The organism is Massilia sp. CCM 8734, from assembly GCF_011682155.1.
Classification (GTDB): Bacteria; Pseudomonadota; Gammaproteobacteria; order Burkholderiales; family Burkholderiaceae_D; genus Telluria_A; species Telluria_A rubra.
The window spans coordinates 153,566-172,998 of record NZ_WHJI01000008.1 but is presented as its reverse complement, the minus strand read 5'-3'; the positions used below and the strand labels follow the sequence as shown (position 1 = coordinate 172,998).

The following is a 19,433-nucleotide window of genomic DNA, read 5'->3' as shown; positions in this document are numbered from 1 at the left end:
TGGCAGTCAGGGACAGAAGGTGTAGTTCGTCGGGTTGGCGCCGGTCGCCTGGTCGACCGCCAGGCTGAAGTTGACCGTCACATGGGTCGGCGATATGGCGTTCGCCTGTTCCAGCGCGATCTTGCGCCGCAGCGCGCCACCGGCGCATTCGGGCAGGGCGCCGCCCGCCGCCGCCGCGCGGATGGTCTGGAGCCGGCAATCGAGCGAGGGATCATTGAGCGGATCGAGCGGATTGCCGGCGGCATTGGCCGGGGTTACCAGCGCGAACAGGGCGCTCCACTGGTTCATCGCGGTCATGATGTAGGTCATGAAGGGGTCGCTGATCCACATCAGGCGCGAGGTGGTCGAGAATGCATACCAGTCGGCCTGTCCAACCGTGGCCAGGCCGAACCTGTCTTTCGGCGCACCGGCGTCATGGCAAGCCACGCCATGCGCCATGGCCATGAACAAGCCTTCGTAATTGAAGCCGCTCATGCGGGCCAGACCGCCATTCATTTGCACGACCTTGCGTCCGTATGCTTCGAAGGCATACAGATTCGGGGTCAGTTCGAGCGGATCATAGTAGAAATCGATATCCGGATAGAAGCCGGACATCTGAGCCTTGATCGAACTGAACAAGGCTTGCGGAATCGGAATCGGATTCGAGAGCGGCGCCATCGAACCGTATTCGAGGATGTCGGCCGCCTGGCCCGGAGTGAACATGGCGCTGGCGCCATACGGCACGCCGGCCGCGCTGATGCGATACGTCTTGAACTTGCCGGCCGACAGTTGCCGTTCGCCGACGTTCTGCGGCGCAGTCGTGTACTTGCCGTCGGCCAGCAGGAATACCTGATCCATATTGCAAATGATTTCCTGGTTGCTGTCATTGAATACCAGGTAGACCATCATCGGCTGGGTGCCATTGCCGCCGGTACCGCTGCTGAAATTGACTTGCGCGGTGCTCCAGTCGACCGTGATCTTGCCTTGCGCCGTACTGGCCGACGCCGACAGCACCTGGTCGCCCTTGTTCAGCTCGAAAATTTTGCGGTACCCATCGGGGATGGCGATCAGGGTATCGTTGGCAAGGCACGAGCAGCAGCAATAGCACTGCGTGGGTTTCCAGTGCGGATCTTGAGCAAACAGGGCCGCGCATTGGGCGTCGGTTTCTGCCGCGCCGGCGCCCAGCCCGGCCGATCACCTGTCAGTATGGATAATCCGCTTTTTTCAGCGTGCCAGCGCGGCCGCTTTCGAGTTGCGCAGCTTTTCGGCGCGCGGCGCGCCATCGGGCCAACGGTGCCGGGTGAGTCGCGTTGCCGATGTGGCTCATGGTAGCGGCCTGCTCGAGTTTTCTGAAGTAGGCGGCCAGTTCGTTCGCGCGCCAGCCTGCGCGCCAGGCCATCGCCAGACCCTCGCGGTCCGCCTCCACTTCCTGTTCCCGGTTGAGCGCCGCCAGCTGCCCCATCAGGCGCGCGTCATTGTCGAGCGCATCTTCAAGCTCGGAAAACGGCCGCGCCAGCCAGCGTGGATCGCGCCGCACGGCTTCGTCGAATTCCTTTAAGTGATGCAGCAAAATAGCGTGCTGCATCTCATGACTGAGCACCATCGCCAGTTCCGCATCGGTCAGCGCCAATTGCTCGATATACGCCTGGCTGACCAGGAGTTTGCCGCCGGCCATGCAGAAGGCGTTGTCATCGGGATCGCCGCTGGTGTGAATCTCCCAGGACCACACTGGCGCGGCCGGATTGTCGCGCCGGGCCTGGTCGCTCAAGCGTTGCGCGATGCGTCCGACCCGCGCCAGGAATGAGGGATCGCGGTCGAGCATGCCGGCCTGCGCCAGCACGTCCAGCCGGGCGCGATACAGCCTGGCGGCGCCCGCCACCACGTCCTCCTGGGTGACGGCGCCCACGCACCCGCTTGCCAGCAAGAGGCACATGGCCAGCAGGGCAGCGATGCGATGAGGAGACATTCCCCCATCATACCAAGCGCGCGGGCGCCTGCGCCGCTCGCCCGGCCCAGCGTGTTTAGCGCGCCGGACTAAACAGCATCACCCATCCGCAAGGCATTGACAGAGGCGGTTGGCGCCACCAGAATCGTGTCATAAATACAAAATTGACGTGGCGATCATGGCCGCGAACGACCGATCCTCGCAGGAGACACCGTGCGCCAGCATCCGGGCACCCCCGCCGCCTGCCGAATTCATCCATCCGCCGGGTGGCGCCGCCTGTCGTTGTCCCGGCAAACCAGAGAAGAGTTAACCATGAGCAGCGGCGACACCAAACCCGGTTCCAACAAACCCAACAAACCCAACAAACCCAACAAACCCAACAAACGCCGTACCTTCCTGCTGGCGACCGGTGCGAGCCTGTTGCCAATGAGCCTGCTCGGCTGCGGCGGCGCATCCTCGTCCGCGCCAGCGCCCGGCGCGCTACCCATGGCAGCGCCGCCGGAGGAGGGCGCCGGCACGCAGTCATCCAGCTCGGCCCAGGTCCAGGCCGCGCAAAGCTCAAGCATGACGCTGGGACCGGCGATTGTCGTCGACCAGTTCGGCTACCTGCCCGGCTTCGACAAGGTCGCCGTGATACGCAACCCGCAGACCGGCTTCGATGCCGCCGATTCGTTCGCGCCCGGCGCGCTGTATGACGTGGTCAATGCCGCCACCAACGCCGTGGTCTATCGCGCCGCGCCCGTCGCCTGGCACGATGGCGCGACCGACGCCAGCTCGGGCGACCAGGCCTGGCACGTCGACTTCAGCGCCGTGGTCGCGCCCGGCCAGTACGTCATCCGCGATGCCCAGGGCCATGCCAGCTCGGCGCCATTCCGGATCGGCGCCGACGTCTACAAGAGCGTGCTGCGCGCGGCGGTGCGCTATTTCTATTATCAGCGCGCCGGCATCGCCAAGACCGCGCAACTGGCCGGCGCCGGCTGGGCCGACGCGGCGTCGCACCTGGGGCCATTGCAAGACCGGCAAGCGCGCCTGTTCAGCGCGCCCGGCGACGCCTCGACCGAGCGCGATGTCTCGGGCGGCTGGTATGACGCGGGCGACTTCAACAAGTACACGCGCTGGCACGCCGGTTACCTGATCGACCTGCTGCACGCCTTTGCCGACCGTCCCGGCATCTGGGGCAAGGACGCCAATATTCCCGAATCGGGCAACCAGCATCCGGACCTGCTCGACGAAATCAAGTGGGGCATGGACTGGCTGATCAAAATGCAGGAGCCGAGCGGCGCCATGCTCTCGATTGCCGGCCTGGCCCACGCCAGTCCTCCCTCGGCGGCCACCGGCCAGACCCTGTACGGGCCGCCCAATACCTCGGCCACGCTGGCCTCGGCCGGCGCCTTTGCGCTCGGGGCCAGGGTGTTCGGCGCGCGCGCCGGCCTGGCCAGTTACGGCAATGCGCTGAGAGTACGCGCCGAGCGCGCCTGGAACTGGGCCGTCGCCAATCCGAACGTCCTGTTCAAAAACAATGACGCGGCCTACAACTCGCAGGGATTGGGCGCCGGACAGCAGGAAACCGACGACTACGGCCGACTCGGCCACAAGATCGCCGCCGCCATCTACCTGTACCAGCTGACCGGCAAGGCGCTCTACAACAGCTTTGTCGATGCGCAGTACCGCAATACCCATCTGTTCGAGTACTGGAACTATGTGTCGCCGTTCGAAGCGGCGCTGCAGCAGGCCCTGATGCACCACGCCAGCTTGCCTGGCGCCACGCCGGCCACCGCCGCCGCCTTGCGCGCGGCCTACGTCAGCGGCATGGACGGCACCGACCACTGGGGCGCGATGAGCGCCCGGACCGACCCGTACCTGGCCCATTTGCAGGTGTACACCTGGGGCAGCAATGCCATCAAGTCGCACGAGGGAAATAACTTCGCGGCGCTGGCGCAGTACGGCCTGGGCACGCGCAGCGCCGCCGCCAACCTGAACGCGGCGGCGCATTATCTGCATTACCTGCACGGGGTCAATCCGCTCGGTAAAGTCTATCTATCGAACATGGGCGCGCTCGGCGCCACCAATTCGGTCGATCAGTTTTATCACACCTGGTTCGCGCACGGTTCGGTCAAATGGGACAGCGTCAAGGACTCCACGTACGGCCCGCCGCCGGGCTTCCTGGTGGGCGGCCCCAATCCCGGCTATCACTGGGAAAACGGTTGCCCCGCGGTGCATCCGCTGTGCGGCACGCAGTCGCCCACGCCGCCGACCGGGCAGCCGCCGCAGAAGTCGTATGTGGACTTCAACGATTCCTGGCCGCTCAACTCATGGGAAGTGACCGAGAATTCGAACGGCTACCAGAGTGCGTATATCCGGCTGCTGTCGCGTTTCGTTTCTTAACCCGGCCAGCGGGTTCACTTGCTGCGCTGCGGGCCGTGCACGCAGGCCATCTCGATCAGGCCGGACGCGTCGGCGTGCGCGCCGTCGAGCGCCGCCAGCACCGACGCGAGCGGCGCCAGCAAGCCGGTGACGATATGCGCCTGGTTGCGCCCGTTCTTTTTGCCGTGATATAACGCCCAGTCCGCCAGGCGGATGCCGGGTTCCCAGTCGCCGTCATCCGCTCCGGCGCCGGGCAGGGGCAGCGTGACCACGCCGGCGCTGAGCGTCACCGGCACGTTGCCCGCGCCGGCCTCGACTGGCGTGGCGCCGGTGCCGTGCAGCACGCGCGCGACAATGTCGGCCACGTGCGCCGGGTCGGCCGCCGGGGCGTAAATGAGGAATTCCTCGCCGCCCCAGCGCACCACCATGTCGGAATCGCGCATCGCCGCGCTCAGGCGCCGCGCCACCTCGACCAGCACCGCGTCGCCCACGCCGTGCCCCCAGCGGTCGTTGATTTGCTTGAAGTGGTCGATGTCCATCAGCACAATGCAGTCGACGCTGCGCGGATCGTCGCCGGGGCGCTCGCGCTTGCCGCGCACAGCCATCTTTTCCAGGAACGAGCGCCGGTTGTACAGGCCGGTCAGGGCGTCGTGCCGCGAGTGATAGCTGAGCTGGGAGTTGAGTTGGTTCAGGCGCACGTTGGCGCCGGCCGAGCGCCGGTACAGCACCAACACGACAGCGCCGGCGGCGACCATCAGCAGGGCGCCGACCGTGGTCAGCAGTTGCAGCAGGTTGCGGCTGCGCAGGTCGGCGTCCTTGACCTGGTTTTCGCGGCGCAGCAGATCGATCTGGCGGGTGCGCTGGCCGGCCTCGTATTCTTCCTGCAAGGCGGCAACGGCCCGGTCGCGCGCGGCGCGCTCGCCGCTGTGCTGCGCGGCCTGCTGCTTGCGCACCGTCGCCAGGGCGTCCTTGTATAAGCCGGCCTGTTCCTGCATGCGGCCCTTTTCGTCGAGCATGGCGGCCACGTCGGCGATGGCGCCGGCCTGCTCCATGTGGGCGATCACCGCATCGATGTAGGGAAGTGCTTCGGCGAAGCGTTTCTGGCCCATCAGCGCGAAGCCGAGCTTGGCTTTGGCCATGAGAACCATGTTCTCGTCCTTGACCCGCTCCGATGCGCTCAAGGCGAGCCGCGCCTCTTGTTCGGCGCGCGGGTAGTCGTGCTGGCGCAGGAAATAGTCGGCGATGTTGGCGCGCACCTCGGCTTCGAGCCCGGCCTGGCCGCCGCGCGTGGCGCTGGCGAGGGCGTTGTTGAAGGCGGCGATGCCTTCCTTGTCACGCTGTTGCTTGAGCAGGGCGATGGCGTCCGTGAACTGGAGCCGCCCCACGGTGCGCGCCGGCAGACCGGGCTCGCGCAGCGCCTGGCCGATGGTCTCGATCGCCTTGGCCGGATTGTCGATGTTGATGTAGACGCGCGCGATGCGCGCCAGCAGCTGGGCGCGGCTATCACCGGCCTTCGGATCGTCCTGCTGCAAGGTGAGCGCCTGCAAATAGGACGCCAGCGCTTTGTCGAACTGGCCTTTGGCATTGAAGGCGTCGCCCTCGGCCCTGCCCAGGGCAATGCGCAGCATCGGCGGCGGATGTTCCGGCAGGCCGGCCCGGACTTTCGCCAGGGCTTGCTGCGCTTCGTGCGTGCGGTTCTGGTCGAGTAACTGGTGCACCGCGCCCAGCCTGGCCAGCGCCGCGAACACGGGATCGTTGTTGTCGATCGCCAGCAGCAGCGCCTGGCGCTCGAGCGCATAGGCGCGCTCGAGCTGGCCGGCGTCTTGGCGCAGCGTCACTTCGGTGCGCAGCAGGTCGCGCCGCAGCGGGTAGGGCGCGTCCTTGCCGGTGCGCGCCTGCAGCGCCTCCAGCCGCGCCAGGGCGTCCAGGGTCGAGCTATGCGACAAGGTGCGGATCGCGTCGAGTTCGGCGCCGGCCAGCGCCCCGGCGGGCGCCGCGGCCTGCAAGGGCGCGCCCGGCAGGCAGACGGTGAGCGCAAGGCACAGGAGCAGGCGAGACGATAGCGGCATAACAACCCGAAAGTCGTGGTGGCAAGTCCACCGGGACGCGTGTCCGCACTGCTGTCGCGACCGGCGGACACTGGATGATCGATTATGAATCAAATTGCCCGGCTTGCCAGAAGTCTTGTTGCATGCGCACCCATATTTCGATGCTCATCTGCAACAGCCTATTCAATCAGGCGGGCACCACGCTGACACGGGCGAAGCGCAGATTGTCGAAGACCTTGATGCGCCCCTTCAGCGGCCACCAGTCGTACAGGAAAATCTGCACCGGGCGCCACATCGCCACCCAGCCGATGATGGTCAGGCTTTCGTGGGCGATCTTGGCGGTCGGGCCGGGGATCAGGCTGGTGATGGCTTCGGCCAGCAGCAGGCAGGCGGCGACGAAGACCAGGCCGACGACGAGGCTGAGCCGGCCCACGCGCAGCAGTTGGCTGAGCTCGCCGCGTACCAGTCCGATCTTGTAACCGTAATAGTTGTGGATGGCGTCGCCCACCAGTGCGCCGGCTTCTTCCAGCGCCACCGGTTCGTCGATATGGATGGTCAGGTGCAAGTGGCAATCGTGCGGCAGAGACAGCGCCCAGTTCTCGATGAAGGCTTCGCAGGCGCGGTCGAGATCCTTGTTCAGGAAGGGCGTCGGGTCCAGCGAGTTAAACAGCTGGCGCAGCTCGCGCACGCGCAAGTCGAGGGTGTGGGTCGGATGCTGGCTGATGTGCATGGCGCTCGTCTCTCCGCGTGGAGCGTGGTGACATCGTCGGGCTGGGCTCGGGGAGCGCAAGGACCGTGTCGGGTCCTTGCCATTCTACCGCGCCAGGGCGTCGCGCCGACTTTGCGCAGCCCGGCAGCAGCGAGACGACCCGCTTGCGCGGACCAGCCCTGGCACGCGTGGCCCGCAACGCCGGCAAACTTGCATTGCATGCAAAATTTGGAAATTGACATTGTTGGCAAAATGAATGATGATCCCGGCGCGGTCCGCGCTCACTCTTACCTTCGACCTTGCCATGACGTTGACCAAGTTTTCCCAGTTTCTCAGTCCACCAGTGATCGCCGCCATGGCGCTGTGCGGCCAGGCCCACGCGCAGGTCGCGCCGCCCAGCGCGCCGCCGGCAACGCCGGCGCCCGTGACAAGCGTGCCGGCCCCGCTGCCGCAGGTCGAGATCGCCGCCACGCGCACCGATGAGCGGCGCACCTCGGGCACGTTCCGCCAGACCGTCGGCACGGCCGAGCTGGTGCGCTATGGCGACGGCAGCGTGCTCGACGTGCTGCGGCGCCAGCCCGGACTTGTCGTCAATGGCGTTCCGGGACGCAAAGGCGGCGAAGTGAGCATGCGCGGCCTGGGCAGCGGCTATGTGCGCATCCTGCTCAACGGCGAGCCGGCCCCGCCCAACTTCACGCTCGACAACCTCGCTCCGGACGTGGTCGAACGCATCGAGATCCTTGGCGTTCCCACGGTCGAGATGGGGACGCAGGCGATCGCCGGCACCATCAATATCATCCTCAAGCGCAGCAATGGCAAGAACCAGCGGCAACTGCGCGCCGGCATCTATCACGACAACGACCGCACCAAGCCGCAGCTCTCCGGCACCTGGAGCGGACAGGACGACACGCTGGCCTGGCTGGTGACGGCCGCCGCGCGCCAGCTGAGCGGCGACGAAACCTACCTGACCCGCACCGAAGGCGCGGGCGAGGAGGGGGCCATCCTGCGCGACATGACGCAGTTCAACGAGGATCGCGGCTGGAACTGGAACCTTGCGCCGCGCATCAGCAAAAAATTCGGCGCCGACGATTCGCTGGCGCTGCAAAGCTATCTGTCCGGCACCAGGTACGACAGCGCGGGTTTCGGGCGCACCGATTTTTTGCGCGGACCGGAGACGCAGTTCGCCAACGAGAACTACACCAGCGAGGGTTCGTCGCTGACGATCCGCAACAACCTGACCTGGATGCGGGCGCTTGGCGCGAGCAGCAAGCTGGAGGCGAAAGCGGGCGCGACCTATGCGCGCTCGGATGCGTCGAGCGGCATCGATTTTGTCGACCGCGCGCAGCGCTTGCGCAACCGCCAGGATAGCGCGCGCGAGAATCATCACCGCAGCGTGACGGCCTCGGCCAAGCTGCGCACGGCGTACAGCGACAAGCACGCTTTTGTGAGCGGCGCCGAGGTTCAGCGCGACCGCGACCAGTACCATCGCAGCGACGTGATCGATGCGCGTTCGCGGCTCGACCAGGCCGGCAGCGCTTTTCGCGTCGACAGCCGCCGCTATGCGCTGTACGCCCAGGATGAATGGGACGTCACGGCGCGCGTGGCGCTGTATCTCGGCCTGCGCTGGGAGCGGGTGGAACTGCACAGTGCCAATAATCTCGGGCAGCAGGTCGATTTTGCCAGGGGCATGCTCAGTCCGGTGCTGCAGAGCGTGTGGCGCTCGCCTGGCACCAAATCGGACCAGCTGCGCCTGGGATTGGCGCGCACCTGGCGCGTGCCGTCGAGCGAGAGCCTGATCGCCGGGCGCAGCATGTCGGTGCTCAACACGGTGACCCGGCCCGATACCAGCGGCAATCCCGATCTGCGGCCCGAGCGCGCGCTGGGGCTCGACCTGGCCTACGAACACTATCTGAGCCAGGATGGCATGGTCGGCGTGGGCCTGTTCGCGCGCCGCATCGACGATGTGACCTTGACCCGCACCGTGCGCGAGGGCGAGCGCTGGGTGGCGCGCCCCTTCAACAGCGGGCGGGCGCTGGCGCGCGGCATCACGCTCGAGACCAAATTCAAGCTGCCGCAGCTGGTCGCCGGCGCTCCGGCGCTGGACGTGCGCGCCTCGCTCGCGCGCACCTGGTCGGCGCTCGACGCGGTGCCGGGACCGGACAACCGGATCGGCAACCAGGCGCCGCTGTCGGTCAATGTCGGGGCCGACTACACCTTCAGCGCGGCGCCGGTGTCGGCGGGGGCGACGGTCGGGTATGTGAGGAACGGGACGGTGCGCCTGTCGGGCAATGAAACATCGAGCGAATCGAACAAGCGCGTGCTGGAGGGCTATGTGCTGTGGAAGTTCACGCCCAAGGTGCATCTGCGCCTGAGCGCGTCGAACTTGCTGCATGAAGATGATCTGAAGCGCTCAAGCTATGCCGGCGAGGCACTGTGGCAGAACAAGACCGTGACGGCGCCGACCTATACCGTGCTGCGGGCGATCGCTGAACTGAAGTTCTGAGGCGTCCCGGGCGTTTGCCGCGTTCGCGGCCGGGTCGCGGCGCCGCTTCGTCCACAGCATCGGCAAGGGCGACGAAGTCGACATGCCGCTCCACCGCCTTGAGCGCATTTCGACCGCTTTTTTCGAGATGGCCTTGAAGTACTTTTATGCCAATGTTGTATGTGTGTCACCTTCGCCGCAGGAATGCTTGATAAGCTATTGCCTTGTCGATAACGCTATTGAAAGGCAGGGAAATACGATGCTCAAGAAGATGCTCGGGGCGGCAGCCATGGCCCTGTGCGCGGTGGCGGCGCAGGCTGCGCCACAGGAATACGAATGGACGTACACCGGCTTTGCCGACCTGGATAACTGGTGGTGGAAGCCGGACGTCACCGTCAGCGGGCGCTTCGTGGTCGACGACCGGAATGCGAACGGTACCTACGATCTCTCGGAAGTGACGTCGTTCGATTACGACGGGTTCGACATGTCGACCTGCGGCGGCGCGCGCGAGTGCGACCTGCTGAAGTTTTCCTATGACCCGGCGGGCGCGCTCTCGTTCGATTTCTATGCGTCCGAAAGCTTTGAGATGTTCGGTGGCGCAAACTGGCACATCACCACCGGCCAGAGCTGGGGCCGGGCGGTGACTTATCCCACCGACTCGTACTTCAAGATCTACCTGTGGGATCCGAGGACGACCTTGAGCATCGCGCCGGTACCGGAACCGCAAACCTGGCTGATGCTGGGCGTCGGCCTGCTGGCCCTCGGCGCGCGTGCGCGGAGTAAGGCACTAGCAGCCTGTCGGACTTGAGATCGTCGGCTGCAAAAATACCTGGAACGGTCCATATTTCGCCGCTTTCTCGGCCAATAGCTCGCTATTGGCACTGCGAAATCGTCAAAATCTGGCCTCGCCCAGCTATTTTTTCGCTTCGACTCCCCAAGTCCGACAGGCTGCTAGCATCGGCAGCGCTGACTGCCGCCTCATGCGGGCACAATGGATTCCTGTCATCAAGCCGTCATATTTCGGCGCTAGAGTGGGACCCATAAAAACAACGATCAAGGCGGTCACCATGACCGGTAACACGACAAAGAACACCAAGCCGCGCACCACGCGGACGCGCCCGGCGCCGGATAGTCCCCCATCCGGCGCGCGCACCCTGAACATCCCGCGCAATATCGATATCAAAAGGCATCCCCTCGGGATGCTTTTTTTTCGTCCCGACGATCCGTCGCAGACACCCGCCGTCAACCAACCAGGAGTCCGCATGAGCATCCCCGGCAACAAAGAAACGTTCACGTTCAATCTCAGCGGCCGCCAGCAAGTGTGGGCGCTGCGCGTTGCGGCCGGCGCCAGCGCCGTGGTCACGCTGGGCGCGCTGGCGCCGCTCATCTGGGGCGCGCTCAGCGGCGGCCTGGGGCTGCTGGCCCTGATGCTGGTCGGCGCCGTCGGAGTGGGCCTGTTCCAGGCCTTGCCGCTGCTCGGGCAAAAGCTGGAAAACCGCCTGCTGGCGGCGCGCAAGGCCGAAGCGCGTGCCAACCCGATCGAGCAGTTGCAGAACTTCCTGCTGCAAAAGCGCGAGCGCGTGGTGGCCTTCAAGCAGTCGGTGGTGCGCATCGGGGCGCAGATCAAAAGCATGACCGACATGATCGAGGAGCGCAAACGCCAAAAGCCCGGCTACGACGCCAGCCGCCAGGAAAACGCGGTCAACGCGATGCGGGACGCGCATGTGCTGCTGGTGGTCAAATACAAGAATGCCGAACTGGCCCTGGTGCAGCTGGGCGAGGTGGTCGAAGACAAGAAATTCGAATGGCGCTTCGGCCAGGCCGGCCAAGCCGCGCTGCAGAACCTGAACGCCACCAGCGGCCAGGAACTGCTCAACCAGATGCTGGCCGACGAAGCCTTCGACAGTGTGCGCGATAACTTCAACCAGGTGTTTTCGGAGCTCGAAATGGAAGCCGAAAAACTCAGCAACGCACAGGCGCTGTCCTTCGATGACGGCATGGCGATCGACCTGGCGTCGATCCGGATGGGCAGCATGGAAAAGACAAGGAGCTGATGATGTTCTGGACACTCATACGCTGGGGCGGCACCGTGGTGGTGGTCTTGCTGGTCCTGGCCGCCTTGATGGCAACGCAGCACGAGCACAGCGCCACGCCGGTGCAGCCGGCCGACGCGCAGCAGCAGACCAACAAGAACTTCAATTTCTAGACGCGCATTCATATAACAACAAGGAAAACACCATGAAAACCAAGATGATCCCTTTGTCCCTGACGCTTGCCCTGGCCTTCTGCGCAGCGCCATCCCACGCGGCCCGCCTCGACGGCGCGCCGCCGGCCGCCTGCGATGGCCTGAAAGTGGCCACCGGCCCCGCCGGCAAAGGCTACTCCAAGCTGTACGCCGACCTGGTGCGCGTGTCGAAAAACACCATGCCGCTGTGCGAAGTCAATACCGAAGGCGGGCTCGATAACCTGACCACGCTGTCGATCAAGAAGGCCGACGTCGGCATCGTGCCGATGGACGCGCTCAAGAAGATGGCGGAAGGCGACGCCAGCATCGCCGCGCTGCTGGTGGTCGCTTCGCTCAACAGCAACTACCTGCACATCGTCACCGCCGCCAACGGCTTCACCCTGGAGGGACCGAAGAAGTACGGCGTGCTCAAGGGCGATACGCGCACCGTGCGCATCACCAAGATGTCGGAATTGCGCGGCGCGCCGGTGGTGCTGGTCGGCTCGGCCCAGCTGATGGTGCGCCAGCTCGACAAGCTACTTGGCTACAATATGCGCTACATCGACGTCGACAGCGACGCCGCCGCGTTCCAGAAAGTGCGTTCCGGCGAAGCCTACGCGGCCTTCTCGGTGGCCGGCTGGCCGCACGGCCAGATCAGCCGCCTGGCGCAAAACAGCGGCCTGACCCTGGCCAGCTTCGACGTGCCGACCAGCAGCCCGTACAGCGTGCGCCCGTTCAGCTACAAGAACATCGGCGTCTACAACGTGCAGGCGCTGGCGGTGCAAAACGTGCTGGTCACGCGCCCCTTCAGCGGCAGCAAGATCGGCGACGTGGCCGCCCTGCGCCAACTGCTCGAACGCGAACTGCTGGAACTGAAGGATGGCGATTTCGAGCCGGGCTGGAACGAGATCAAGTCCTTCGATGGCAACGTCGAGTGGACCCGCTTTGCGGGCGTGGCGGCCAAGCGCAAGTAAAGCGGCCGCTGGGCGCGATGTCAGGACGCTTCCAGCCCCGCCAGCAGGCGCTGCACCGCCGCGAACTCGACCGGCTTGGACAGGTGATGGTCGAATCCGGCGGCGATGGCGGCCTCCACATCCGACGGCTGGCCCCAGCCGGTCAGGGCGATCAGGAGCGGCTGCTTTTCGAGCGGCATGGCGCGGATGCGGCGCGCCAGTTCGTAACCGTCGATATCGGGCAGGCCGATATCAAGAATGCAGGCGTGCACCGGATGCGCTTGCAGGTAGTCGGCGGCCTGTTCGCCGCAATGGGCGACAGCGGTGCGGTAGCCGTTCAGGTCGAGCACGGCCGTGAGCATCTGCGCCGCATCGCGGTTGTCGTCCACCACCAGCAGTTGCAGCGCCGCGCCGCTGGCGGGCGCCGCCGCGCCGCGTGCGGCGGCGCCTGCCGCTTGCTGCGACAGCGGCAGGCGCACCGTGAACGTGCTGCCTTTTCCCGCACCGGCGCTGCTGGCGCGCACGCTGCCCTGATGCAGTTCCACCAGGCCCCTGACCAGCGCCAGGCCGATTCCCAAGCCGCCATCGGCCCGCTTGAGCGCCGGTTGGAGCTGCGAAAACATCCCGAACACGCTTTCCAGCGCCTCGGGCGGGATGCCGATCCCGCTGTCGGAGACCGCGATGACGGCCGCGCCGTCGTCTTCGCGCAACGCCAGGGCGATCCGTCCCCCATGCGGTGTGTACTTGCAGGCGTTGGTCAGCAGGTTGACCAGCATCTGGGCCAGCCGGGTCGGGTCGCCCTGCACGAACAAGGGCCGCTCGGGCAGGGCCAGGGTCAGCGCGTGGCCGGCGGCGTCGACCTGGGCCTGGATGTCGGCTACCGCCGCCTGCACCACGTCGCCCAGGCATACCGGTTCGGTGCGCAGCACCAGCTTGCCCTGGCTGATGCGCGCCACTTCCATCAGGTCGTCGACCAGGTGCGACATGTGGCGCAACTGGCGGTCGAACATGTCGACGATGCGCTGGTGCGGCGCGTCGGGGCCCATGCTCATCTTCAGCAGGTCGGCGCCGCTGCGCATGGGCGCGAGCGGGTTTCTCAGTTCATGGGCCAGGGTGGCCAGGAATTCATCCTTGCGCCGGTCGGCCAGCGACAGTTGTTCATTCGCTTCGCGCAGTTTCGCTTCGGCCCCGGTCTGGGCCGCCAGCGCCGCTTCGGCCGCGGCGCGTGCGCGCAGCAGTTCGCGCTCGTAGGCCCGGCGGTCGTTGGCGATGAACATCGCCACCTGGTCGATAAAACCATCGCCCGCGCGGCGCCGGGCGATATTGAGCAGGGCGGGGACCCGGCTGCGGTCCTTGCGCACCAGGTCGACCTGCACTTCGCTGACCGATCCTTGCAACTGCAACAGCGGTGCGCAGTGGGTCTGGTGAAACAGCCGCCCGCCCATGCTGAGCAAGTCTTGCAGGCGCATGCCAGAGGTCATCTCGGCGTCGCTGTAGCCCAGCCACGCCAGCAGCGTGCGGTTGGTGCGCATGATGGCGCCGCCGGTGTCGGTGATCATCAGGCCGCAGGCCGCGTCCGCGAACGCATCCTGCCGCAAGAGAAAATCCGGTTCCGACATGGCCGTCAGGGCAGGCCGTGCGCGGCCAGGAACGAGCGCATCGCATCGGTGCTGGCGCACGGTGCGCTCATGTGCGGGCAATGGCCGATATTGTCGATCAGGGCCAGCACCGCGGCGGGCAGCGTGCGCTGCATGTACTGGCCGACCGACACCGGTGCGATCATGTCGTCGGTGCATTGCAGGATCAGCGCCGGCGTCGACGAACGGGGCAGGTCGGCGCGGTGGTCGGACAGGAAGGTCACGCGCGCGAAATGGGCGGCGATCTCCGGATCGTTGCGGCAGAAGCTGTTGGTCAGCTCCTGGCTCAGTTCGGGCTGCGCCGGCGCGCCCATGATGGCCGGCGCCATATTGCTCGACCAGCCGAGATAGTTGTCTTGCAGGGTCTGGAGCAGTTCGTCGATATCTTCGCGCTCGAAGCCGCCGATGTAGTGGCCATCGTTGATGTAAGAGGGCGACGGACTGACCATGATCTGGGCGGCGAACAGTGCGGGCGCCTTGACGCTTGCCAGTACGCCGACCATGGCCGCGACCGAATGGCCGACGAACACCACCGGGCCTTGCGCGACGGCGTCGACGATCTCGATCACATCGTCGGCATAGCCATGCAAGGTGCCGTACTTGTCGCGGTCGTACGCGGCCGCGTCGGACGCGCCGCTGCCGACCGAGTCGAACAGGACCACGCGATAGCGCTCTTCGAATGCGGGCGCGAGGAAGCGCCACATGGATTGGTCGCAGCCGAAGCCGTGCGCAAACACCAGCGTGGCCGGGCCGTGCCCGCATACCTTGACATTGTTGCGGTGTTCAATGCGCATGCAAATTCTTTCGTGGGAGGGTGGGCAAAACGAACGGCGATTATATCAATAGCAATCGCATCGCGCGATGCCGGCGCCCGCTATCGAACGCCCTGCCGTTCGCGCCAGGCGGCGTCGATCGCCGCCGCCGCGTCGTCCACGCTGTAGGGCTTGGCCAGCGCGCGCACGCGGCCAAGGTCGATGCGCTTGTCGCTGTAGCCGGTGGCCAGCACCACGGCCGTGGCCGGAAAGCGCGTGCGCACCTGGCGCGCCAGTTCGATGCCGTCAATCGCTCCTGGCATGACGATGTCGGAAATGACGACGTCGAACGCCGTCCCCGCGCCCAGGGCCGCCAGGGCTTCGGCGCCGCTGGCGGCCACCCGCACCTGATAACCACGCTCGCAGAGCGCGGGCACCATCATTTCCCGGATCAGGGCGTCGTCGTCGACGAACAGCACGCTGCATTGGGCCGCTGGCGACGCGCCGCGCTGCGCCATGGCCGCTGGCGGCGCGCCGTCTTGCGCGGGCAGCGCGTCGGCGCGCGGCAGCCAGATCGTCACCGTGGTGCCGTGGCCCTGCACGCTGTCGATGTGCAGCAAGCCGCGCGACTGCTCGGCGAATCCGTACGCCTGCGACAAGCCCAGGCCGGAACCGTTGCCGGGTCCCTTGGTGGTGAAGAACGGCTCGGTGGCGCGCGCCAGCACGTCCGCGCTCATGCCGGCGCCATCGTCGGCCACGCTCACGCGCACGAAGTCGCCGGCGGCGAGCGTGTCGAGCGGCGCACCGGGCGCGGCGTTGGCGATCGACAGGCACACCTTGCCACCGGCGCCGATCGCATCCCTGGCGTTGATCAGCAAGTTGAGCAAGGTCATTTCGAATTGCAGCACATCGATCCGCACCAGGTACAGCGCCTCGTCGATGGCAATGCTGAGCGCGATGCTGTCCGGAAGCGCGCTCTTGAGCAGCGGACTGACCGTGGCCACGACCGGTTTCAGGTCGACCAGTTCCAGGTTCACTTCCTGCACCCTGCCGAACGAGCGCATCTGGGCGGTCAGGGCGGCGGCGCGGTCGATCGCTTTCTGGCAGGTGGCCGCGATCCAGGCCAGGCGTTCCGGATCCTGGGTTTTTTGCAGCAGTTGCACCGCGGCCGACAAGGTTTGCAGCACGTTATTGAAATCATGCGCGATGCCGCCCGTCAGGCGCCCCAGCGCTTCGAGCTTCTGGCCCTGCAGCAAGGCGCGCTGGGCGCGCTCGGCGCTGGTGACGGCGTCGCGCACGCGCGCTTCGAGCTCGTTTTTATTGCGCGCGATTTCCGCGCTGGCGTTGCTCAGCGCAAGACCGACCGCATCGGTTTCGGCCAGCCCGAACGGGGTATGCGTGACCGTTTCACCGCGCGCCATGCGCTGCGCGGCCAGGCGCAGGGCGTCGATCGGCGCCACGGTGCGCTTCGCGTAGCGCCGCACCAGCACCAGCACGGCGCCCAGCACCAGCACCAGGATGGTGGCGAGGAAGATCGCGGCATTGACCGCCGGCCGCCGGAGCTGTTCGAGCGGCACATTGAGCACGACGGTCCAGCCGGACGTGTCGCTGCGGGAGAAATACCCGGCCGTGCGCACGCCATCGAGCGTGGTGCCGGTGTGGACCCCGGCCTTTTCTCCGGCCAGGATGCGCCGCAGGAGGGCGTCGCGGACGATCTTGCCGACGAATTTGTCGGCGTGCTGGGTGCGCGCGACGACGGCCCCGCGCCGGTCGATGATCACGCCGACCCAGCCGGCCGGCAACTGCGTGTTCATCAGCAGCGGTTGCAGGTTGTCGACGCCCACGCCCAGGGCCAGGTACTGGCGCACCTGGCCCTGGCGGATCACGGGAACCTGGACCGCGAAATCGTGGCGCTTGCCGATCGGCGCGAAGAACAGGTCGGTGATGACGGTCTCGCGCGGGCCGGCTTTCTGGCGGTAGGCGTGCACCGCAGACGGGGTTTTGGCCAGGTCGGCGCCGAAGGGGACGCGGGTGTTCATGGTCCGGATGCCGGCCAGGTCCGACATTACAATGGTCGAGTTCGGTTTTAGGGGCAGGCTGGCGGCCTGCTGGTAGAACTGCGCGAGGGTCGGCTGGTCCAGCGCGGGCGAGCTTGCCAGGGCGCGCAGGGTGGCTTCGATCGTTTGCAGCTCCTTGTCGATGAGCAAAGACATGACATGGGCAGCCTCCTCGAAGCGTTGCCCCTGTTCCTCGCGCTGTTGATCGTAGACATACCAGACTGCAATGGCCGCGCTCACAAAGGCGGGGATCAGGATCGCCAGGACCAGTTTAAGAAGTCGGGTTCGAATGTTCATCGGTGCATCTGGCCAGGGAACTGTCACGCCCGCGCAAGCCGGGCGACACGGAACTTTACCATACCGCGATGAAACAAATCCGGCGGCGTCGCGTGGTTCGGGCGGCCGATGTTGCATAATTATGGATCGGAAATGCATGCTATCCATACCAAGGGGAATCGAGTGAACAAGCATCTTCAGCATTGCGGCGCCGTGCTGGCCATCCTGGCGGCGGCGGGAACCACGCAGGCGGCGAGCCTGGCATTGCACTGTGGCGACAGCGGCAAGGCCGGCCTGGAAGCGAAGCGCATCAAGGCGATGGCCGCCGGCGTGGTCAAGCGGCAATCGAAGCATGTGTTGCAGGTCGAGGCGGCCGGCAAGACGCTGAAATTCACCGACAAGCCGCCTTACGACGAGCCGCTGGACGGCGAGCGCTATGCATTTTGCGAGCGCAAGGAGGGCTTCATCCTGCTCGCCCATGACAATGGCGACGAGTTGACGGGCAAGCTGGTCAACGAGGCAACGGGCAAGGTCGGCCCCGGCGGCGACGCCGTGCTGTTGTCGGCCGACCGGCGCGCCTACCTGGCCACGTCGCAGGACAACGGCAGGGATGGCGCCACCTGGACGGTGTATGCGCTCGACGGCCGCCAGTCCTGGACCGGGGGCGATTATCTCGTGCATCCCACCAAACCGGACTACAAGGCGGCCGAGCTGTCAGAAGAGCGCTGGGAGGCGAACGGCGAACTGAGCGCGCAGGCGCAGTGCATCGAAGGCAAAATGGCGCCGTGGCGGGTCAAGCTGGTCAAGTCCGGCGGTGCGTGGAACTGGCACCCCCACCGCAAATGCCCCGATGCATGATTGGCTGCGTTGAAGGCGGAGCATGAACATCGACCTGTTGACGTGGATTGTGACCGGGGAATTGGCGGGAATCGTGCCCGGCGATCATAAAGACCTTGTGCGCCGGGCCTGGGGCGATCCTGCGGGCTGGGGCAGTAGCGCCGACTTCGCTTTGAAAGTGGACGACTGCATGAACGCCGACGTCTGGGGGCATGGCCTGTGGACGTCGTATTACGAAGGTGCGAGCCTGGATGGCGTTTCTTGTTGCGTTAGCGCGCGTGCCGACCTTGGCTGGCATTTCGACATGGGCGCCATCGATCCCCTGTTTTTCGACAGCACCGATAAGGTCGAGAGGATCCTGACGCGGCACGCTATCGACTACTTCAGGCTGCCCAAGATTTTTCACGTTCAAAACGTGAAGACAGGCGAGGTGCTCGAGCGTAAACGACGCCTGGCTGCGCCGGTCATCATCGCCGGGAACGCGTTCGCCACGAGGATCACGTTCGATGCCGATGGCCGGACAGAGCTGATCAGCAATCCCGTGAGCCTCAGGAGGCAAACGTTGGCATTTTCCCGGCTCGATGCGGATCCGTACGTCATTTATCCAGCGCAGACCCCGGACGATCGGGTTCGCTGACAGGCTGGCCGGCCGCGTTCGCGCCGCCACGGCGCGCTCAGCGCACGACCTGCGGGTCCGGAACCAGATACGCGGCCGGCTGCGCCGTGGCGGCCCCATCGAGCCGCGTGCACAGCGATTCCATCGCGGCCATGGCCTCGCGCAGGCCGGCCAGGCCCGACTGCGCCTCCAGCAGGCACACCCACGGATCGATCCCGAAGCGCTGGGCCGCGTGCCAGTCGGCCCAGTCGTATTCCAGGGTCAGCCTGAACAGGTCGCCGGGGCTGGCGTCGGCCTGGATCAGCGCTTCCTGGCCGATGACGTACAAGGCCAGCGCCAGCGCCAGCACGCCGCCCTCGCGCTGGCGCAGCAGGGTACACAGCTCGTCGCTCTGAAGCAGCTTCATCGGTTTTGCCCGCGCCGCCGCCACGCGCCGCGTCAGGCCGCCGCCCGCCTCGGGCAGGGGCGCCGTGCCGTTGATGTCGTCGATAGAGCGCTCGAGGAAGCTGTCGGGCAGGAACAGGCTGACGATCGGATAGATTGCCTGGATCATG

General features: G+C 66.0%; 16 protein-coding genes. 8 read left to right on the top strand and 8 right to left on the bottom strand.

Annotated elements, in window-relative coordinates; all coding sequences use genetic code 11:
- Positions 1-6 precede the first annotated feature (6 nt).
- Both F2P46_RS37605 and F2P46_RS10190 read right to left on the bottom strand, forming a co-directional pair.
- Entirely contained in the window at positions 7-993 is a 987-nt protein-coding gene (locus tag F2P46_RS37605; protein WP_166888388.1) for a hypothetical protein, read from the bottom strand.
- A gap of 187 nt (positions 994-1,180) precedes the next feature.
- Positions 1,181-1,945 carry a M48 family metalloprotease gene (locus tag F2P46_RS10190; protein ID WP_166888385.1) on the bottom strand — a complete coding sequence of 255 codons (765 nt, stop codon included), beginning with the start codon at positions 1,943-1,945 and terminating at the stop codon, positions 1,181-1,183.
- A 291-nt stretch (positions 1,946-2,236) separates the two neighbouring features.
- Between F2P46_RS10190 and F2P46_RS10185 the strand changes: the two genes are divergently transcribed.
- Complete coding sequence (locus tag F2P46_RS10185) at positions 2,237-4,309, top strand: glycoside hydrolase family 9 protein (protein WP_208296567.1); 2,073 nt, start codon at positions 2,237-2,239, stop codon at positions 4,307-4,309.
- Positions 4,310-4,323: 14 nt separating this feature from the next.
- Here F2P46_RS10185 and F2P46_RS10180 read toward each other — a convergent pair whose 3' ends face one another.
- Both F2P46_RS10180 and F2P46_RS10175 read right to left on the bottom strand, forming a co-directional pair.
- The gene (locus F2P46_RS10180; RefSeq protein ID WP_166888382.1) at positions 4,324-6,357 is read right to left on the bottom strand and encodes a diguanylate cyclase; all 2,034 of its coding nucleotides are present in this window, start codon (positions 6,355-6,357) and stop codon (positions 4,324-4,326) included.
- A 166-nt stretch (positions 6,358-6,523) separates the two neighbouring features.
- Positions 6,524-7,066, bottom strand: coding sequence for a hypothetical protein (locus tag F2P46_RS10175; protein WP_166888379.1), 543 nt, complete (start codon positions 7,064-7,066; stop codon positions 6,524-6,526).
- 283 nt (positions 7,067-7,349) lie between these two features.
- Here F2P46_RS10175 and F2P46_RS10170 point away from each other — a divergent pair, with 283 nt between their 5' ends.
- The 5 genes from F2P46_RS10170 (at position 7,350) to F2P46_RS10150 (ending at position 12,725) form a co-directional block, all read left to right on the top strand.
- Positions 7,350-9,548 (top strand): TonB-dependent receptor, encoded by a 2,199-nt coding sequence (locus F2P46_RS10170; protein WP_166888376.1) that lies wholly within the window; start codon positions 7,350-7,352, stop codon positions 9,546-9,548.
- Between the two features lie 238 nt (positions 9,549-9,786).
- A complete protein-coding gene (locus F2P46_RS10165) occupies positions 9,787-10,335 on the top strand; it encodes a PEP-CTERM sorting domain-containing protein (RefSeq protein ID WP_166888373.1) in 549 nt (182 codons plus the stop codon).
- Between the two features lie 454 nt (positions 10,336-10,789).
- Positions 10,790-11,581, top strand: a complete 792-nt coding sequence (locus F2P46_RS10160; protein WP_166888370.1) for a hypothetical protein — start codon at positions 10,790-10,792, stop codon at positions 11,579-11,581.
- Between the two features lie 2 nt (positions 11,582-11,583).
- Complete coding sequence (locus tag F2P46_RS10155; RefSeq protein WP_166888367.1) at positions 11,584-11,733, top strand: hypothetical protein; 150 nt, start codon at positions 11,584-11,586, stop codon at positions 11,731-11,733.
- A gap of 32 nt (positions 11,734-11,765) precedes the next feature.
- Positions 11,766-12,725, top strand: coding sequence for a hypothetical protein (locus F2P46_RS10150; protein ID WP_166888364.1), 960 nt, complete (start codon positions 11,766-11,768; stop codon positions 12,723-12,725).
- A gap of 20 nt (positions 12,726-12,745) precedes the next feature.
- Here the strand turns inward: F2P46_RS10150 and F2P46_RS10145 are convergent, their stop codons facing one another.
- The 3 genes from F2P46_RS10145 to F2P46_RS10135 form a co-directional block, all read right to left on the bottom strand.
- Positions 12,746-14,383, bottom strand: a complete 1,638-nt coding sequence (locus F2P46_RS10145) for an ATP-binding protein (RefSeq protein ID WP_368737905.1) — start codon at positions 14,381-14,383, stop codon at positions 12,746-12,748.
- Positions 14,329-15,135, bottom strand: a complete 807-nt coding sequence (locus F2P46_RS10140; RefSeq protein WP_166888361.1) for an alpha/beta fold hydrolase — start codon at positions 15,133-15,135, stop codon at positions 14,329-14,331. Before F2P46_RS10140 ends, F2P46_RS10145 begins: the two co-directional genes overlap by 55 nt.
- An 80-nt stretch (positions 15,136-15,215) precedes the next feature.
- Positions 15,216-17,447 carry a response regulator gene (locus F2P46_RS10135; protein ID WP_166888358.1) on the bottom strand — a complete coding sequence of 744 codons (2,232 nt, stop codon included), beginning with the start codon at positions 17,445-17,447 and terminating at the stop codon, positions 15,216-15,218.
- 162 nt (positions 17,448-17,609) lie between these two features.
- On the opposite strand from F2P46_RS10135, the gene F2P46_RS10130 reads away from it, so the two are divergent.
- A complete protein-coding gene (locus F2P46_RS10130; RefSeq protein ID WP_166888355.1) occupies positions 17,610-18,284 on the top strand; it encodes a hypothetical protein in 675 nt (224 codons plus the stop codon).
- 22 nt (positions 18,285-18,306) lie between these two features.
- Complete coding sequence (locus tag F2P46_RS10125) at positions 18,307-18,900, top strand: hypothetical protein (protein WP_166888352.1); 594 nt, start codon at positions 18,307-18,309, stop codon at positions 18,898-18,900.
- 37 nt (positions 18,901-18,937) lie between these two features.
- Here the strand turns inward: F2P46_RS10125 and F2P46_RS10120 are convergent, their stop codons facing one another.
- Positions 18,938-19,432 carry a contact-dependent growth inhibition system immunity protein gene (locus F2P46_RS10120; RefSeq protein WP_166888349.1) on the bottom strand — a complete coding sequence of 165 codons (495 nt, stop codon included), beginning with the start codon at positions 19,430-19,432 and terminating at the stop codon, positions 18,938-18,940.
- Between the last annotated feature and the right edge of the window lies 1 nt (position 19,433).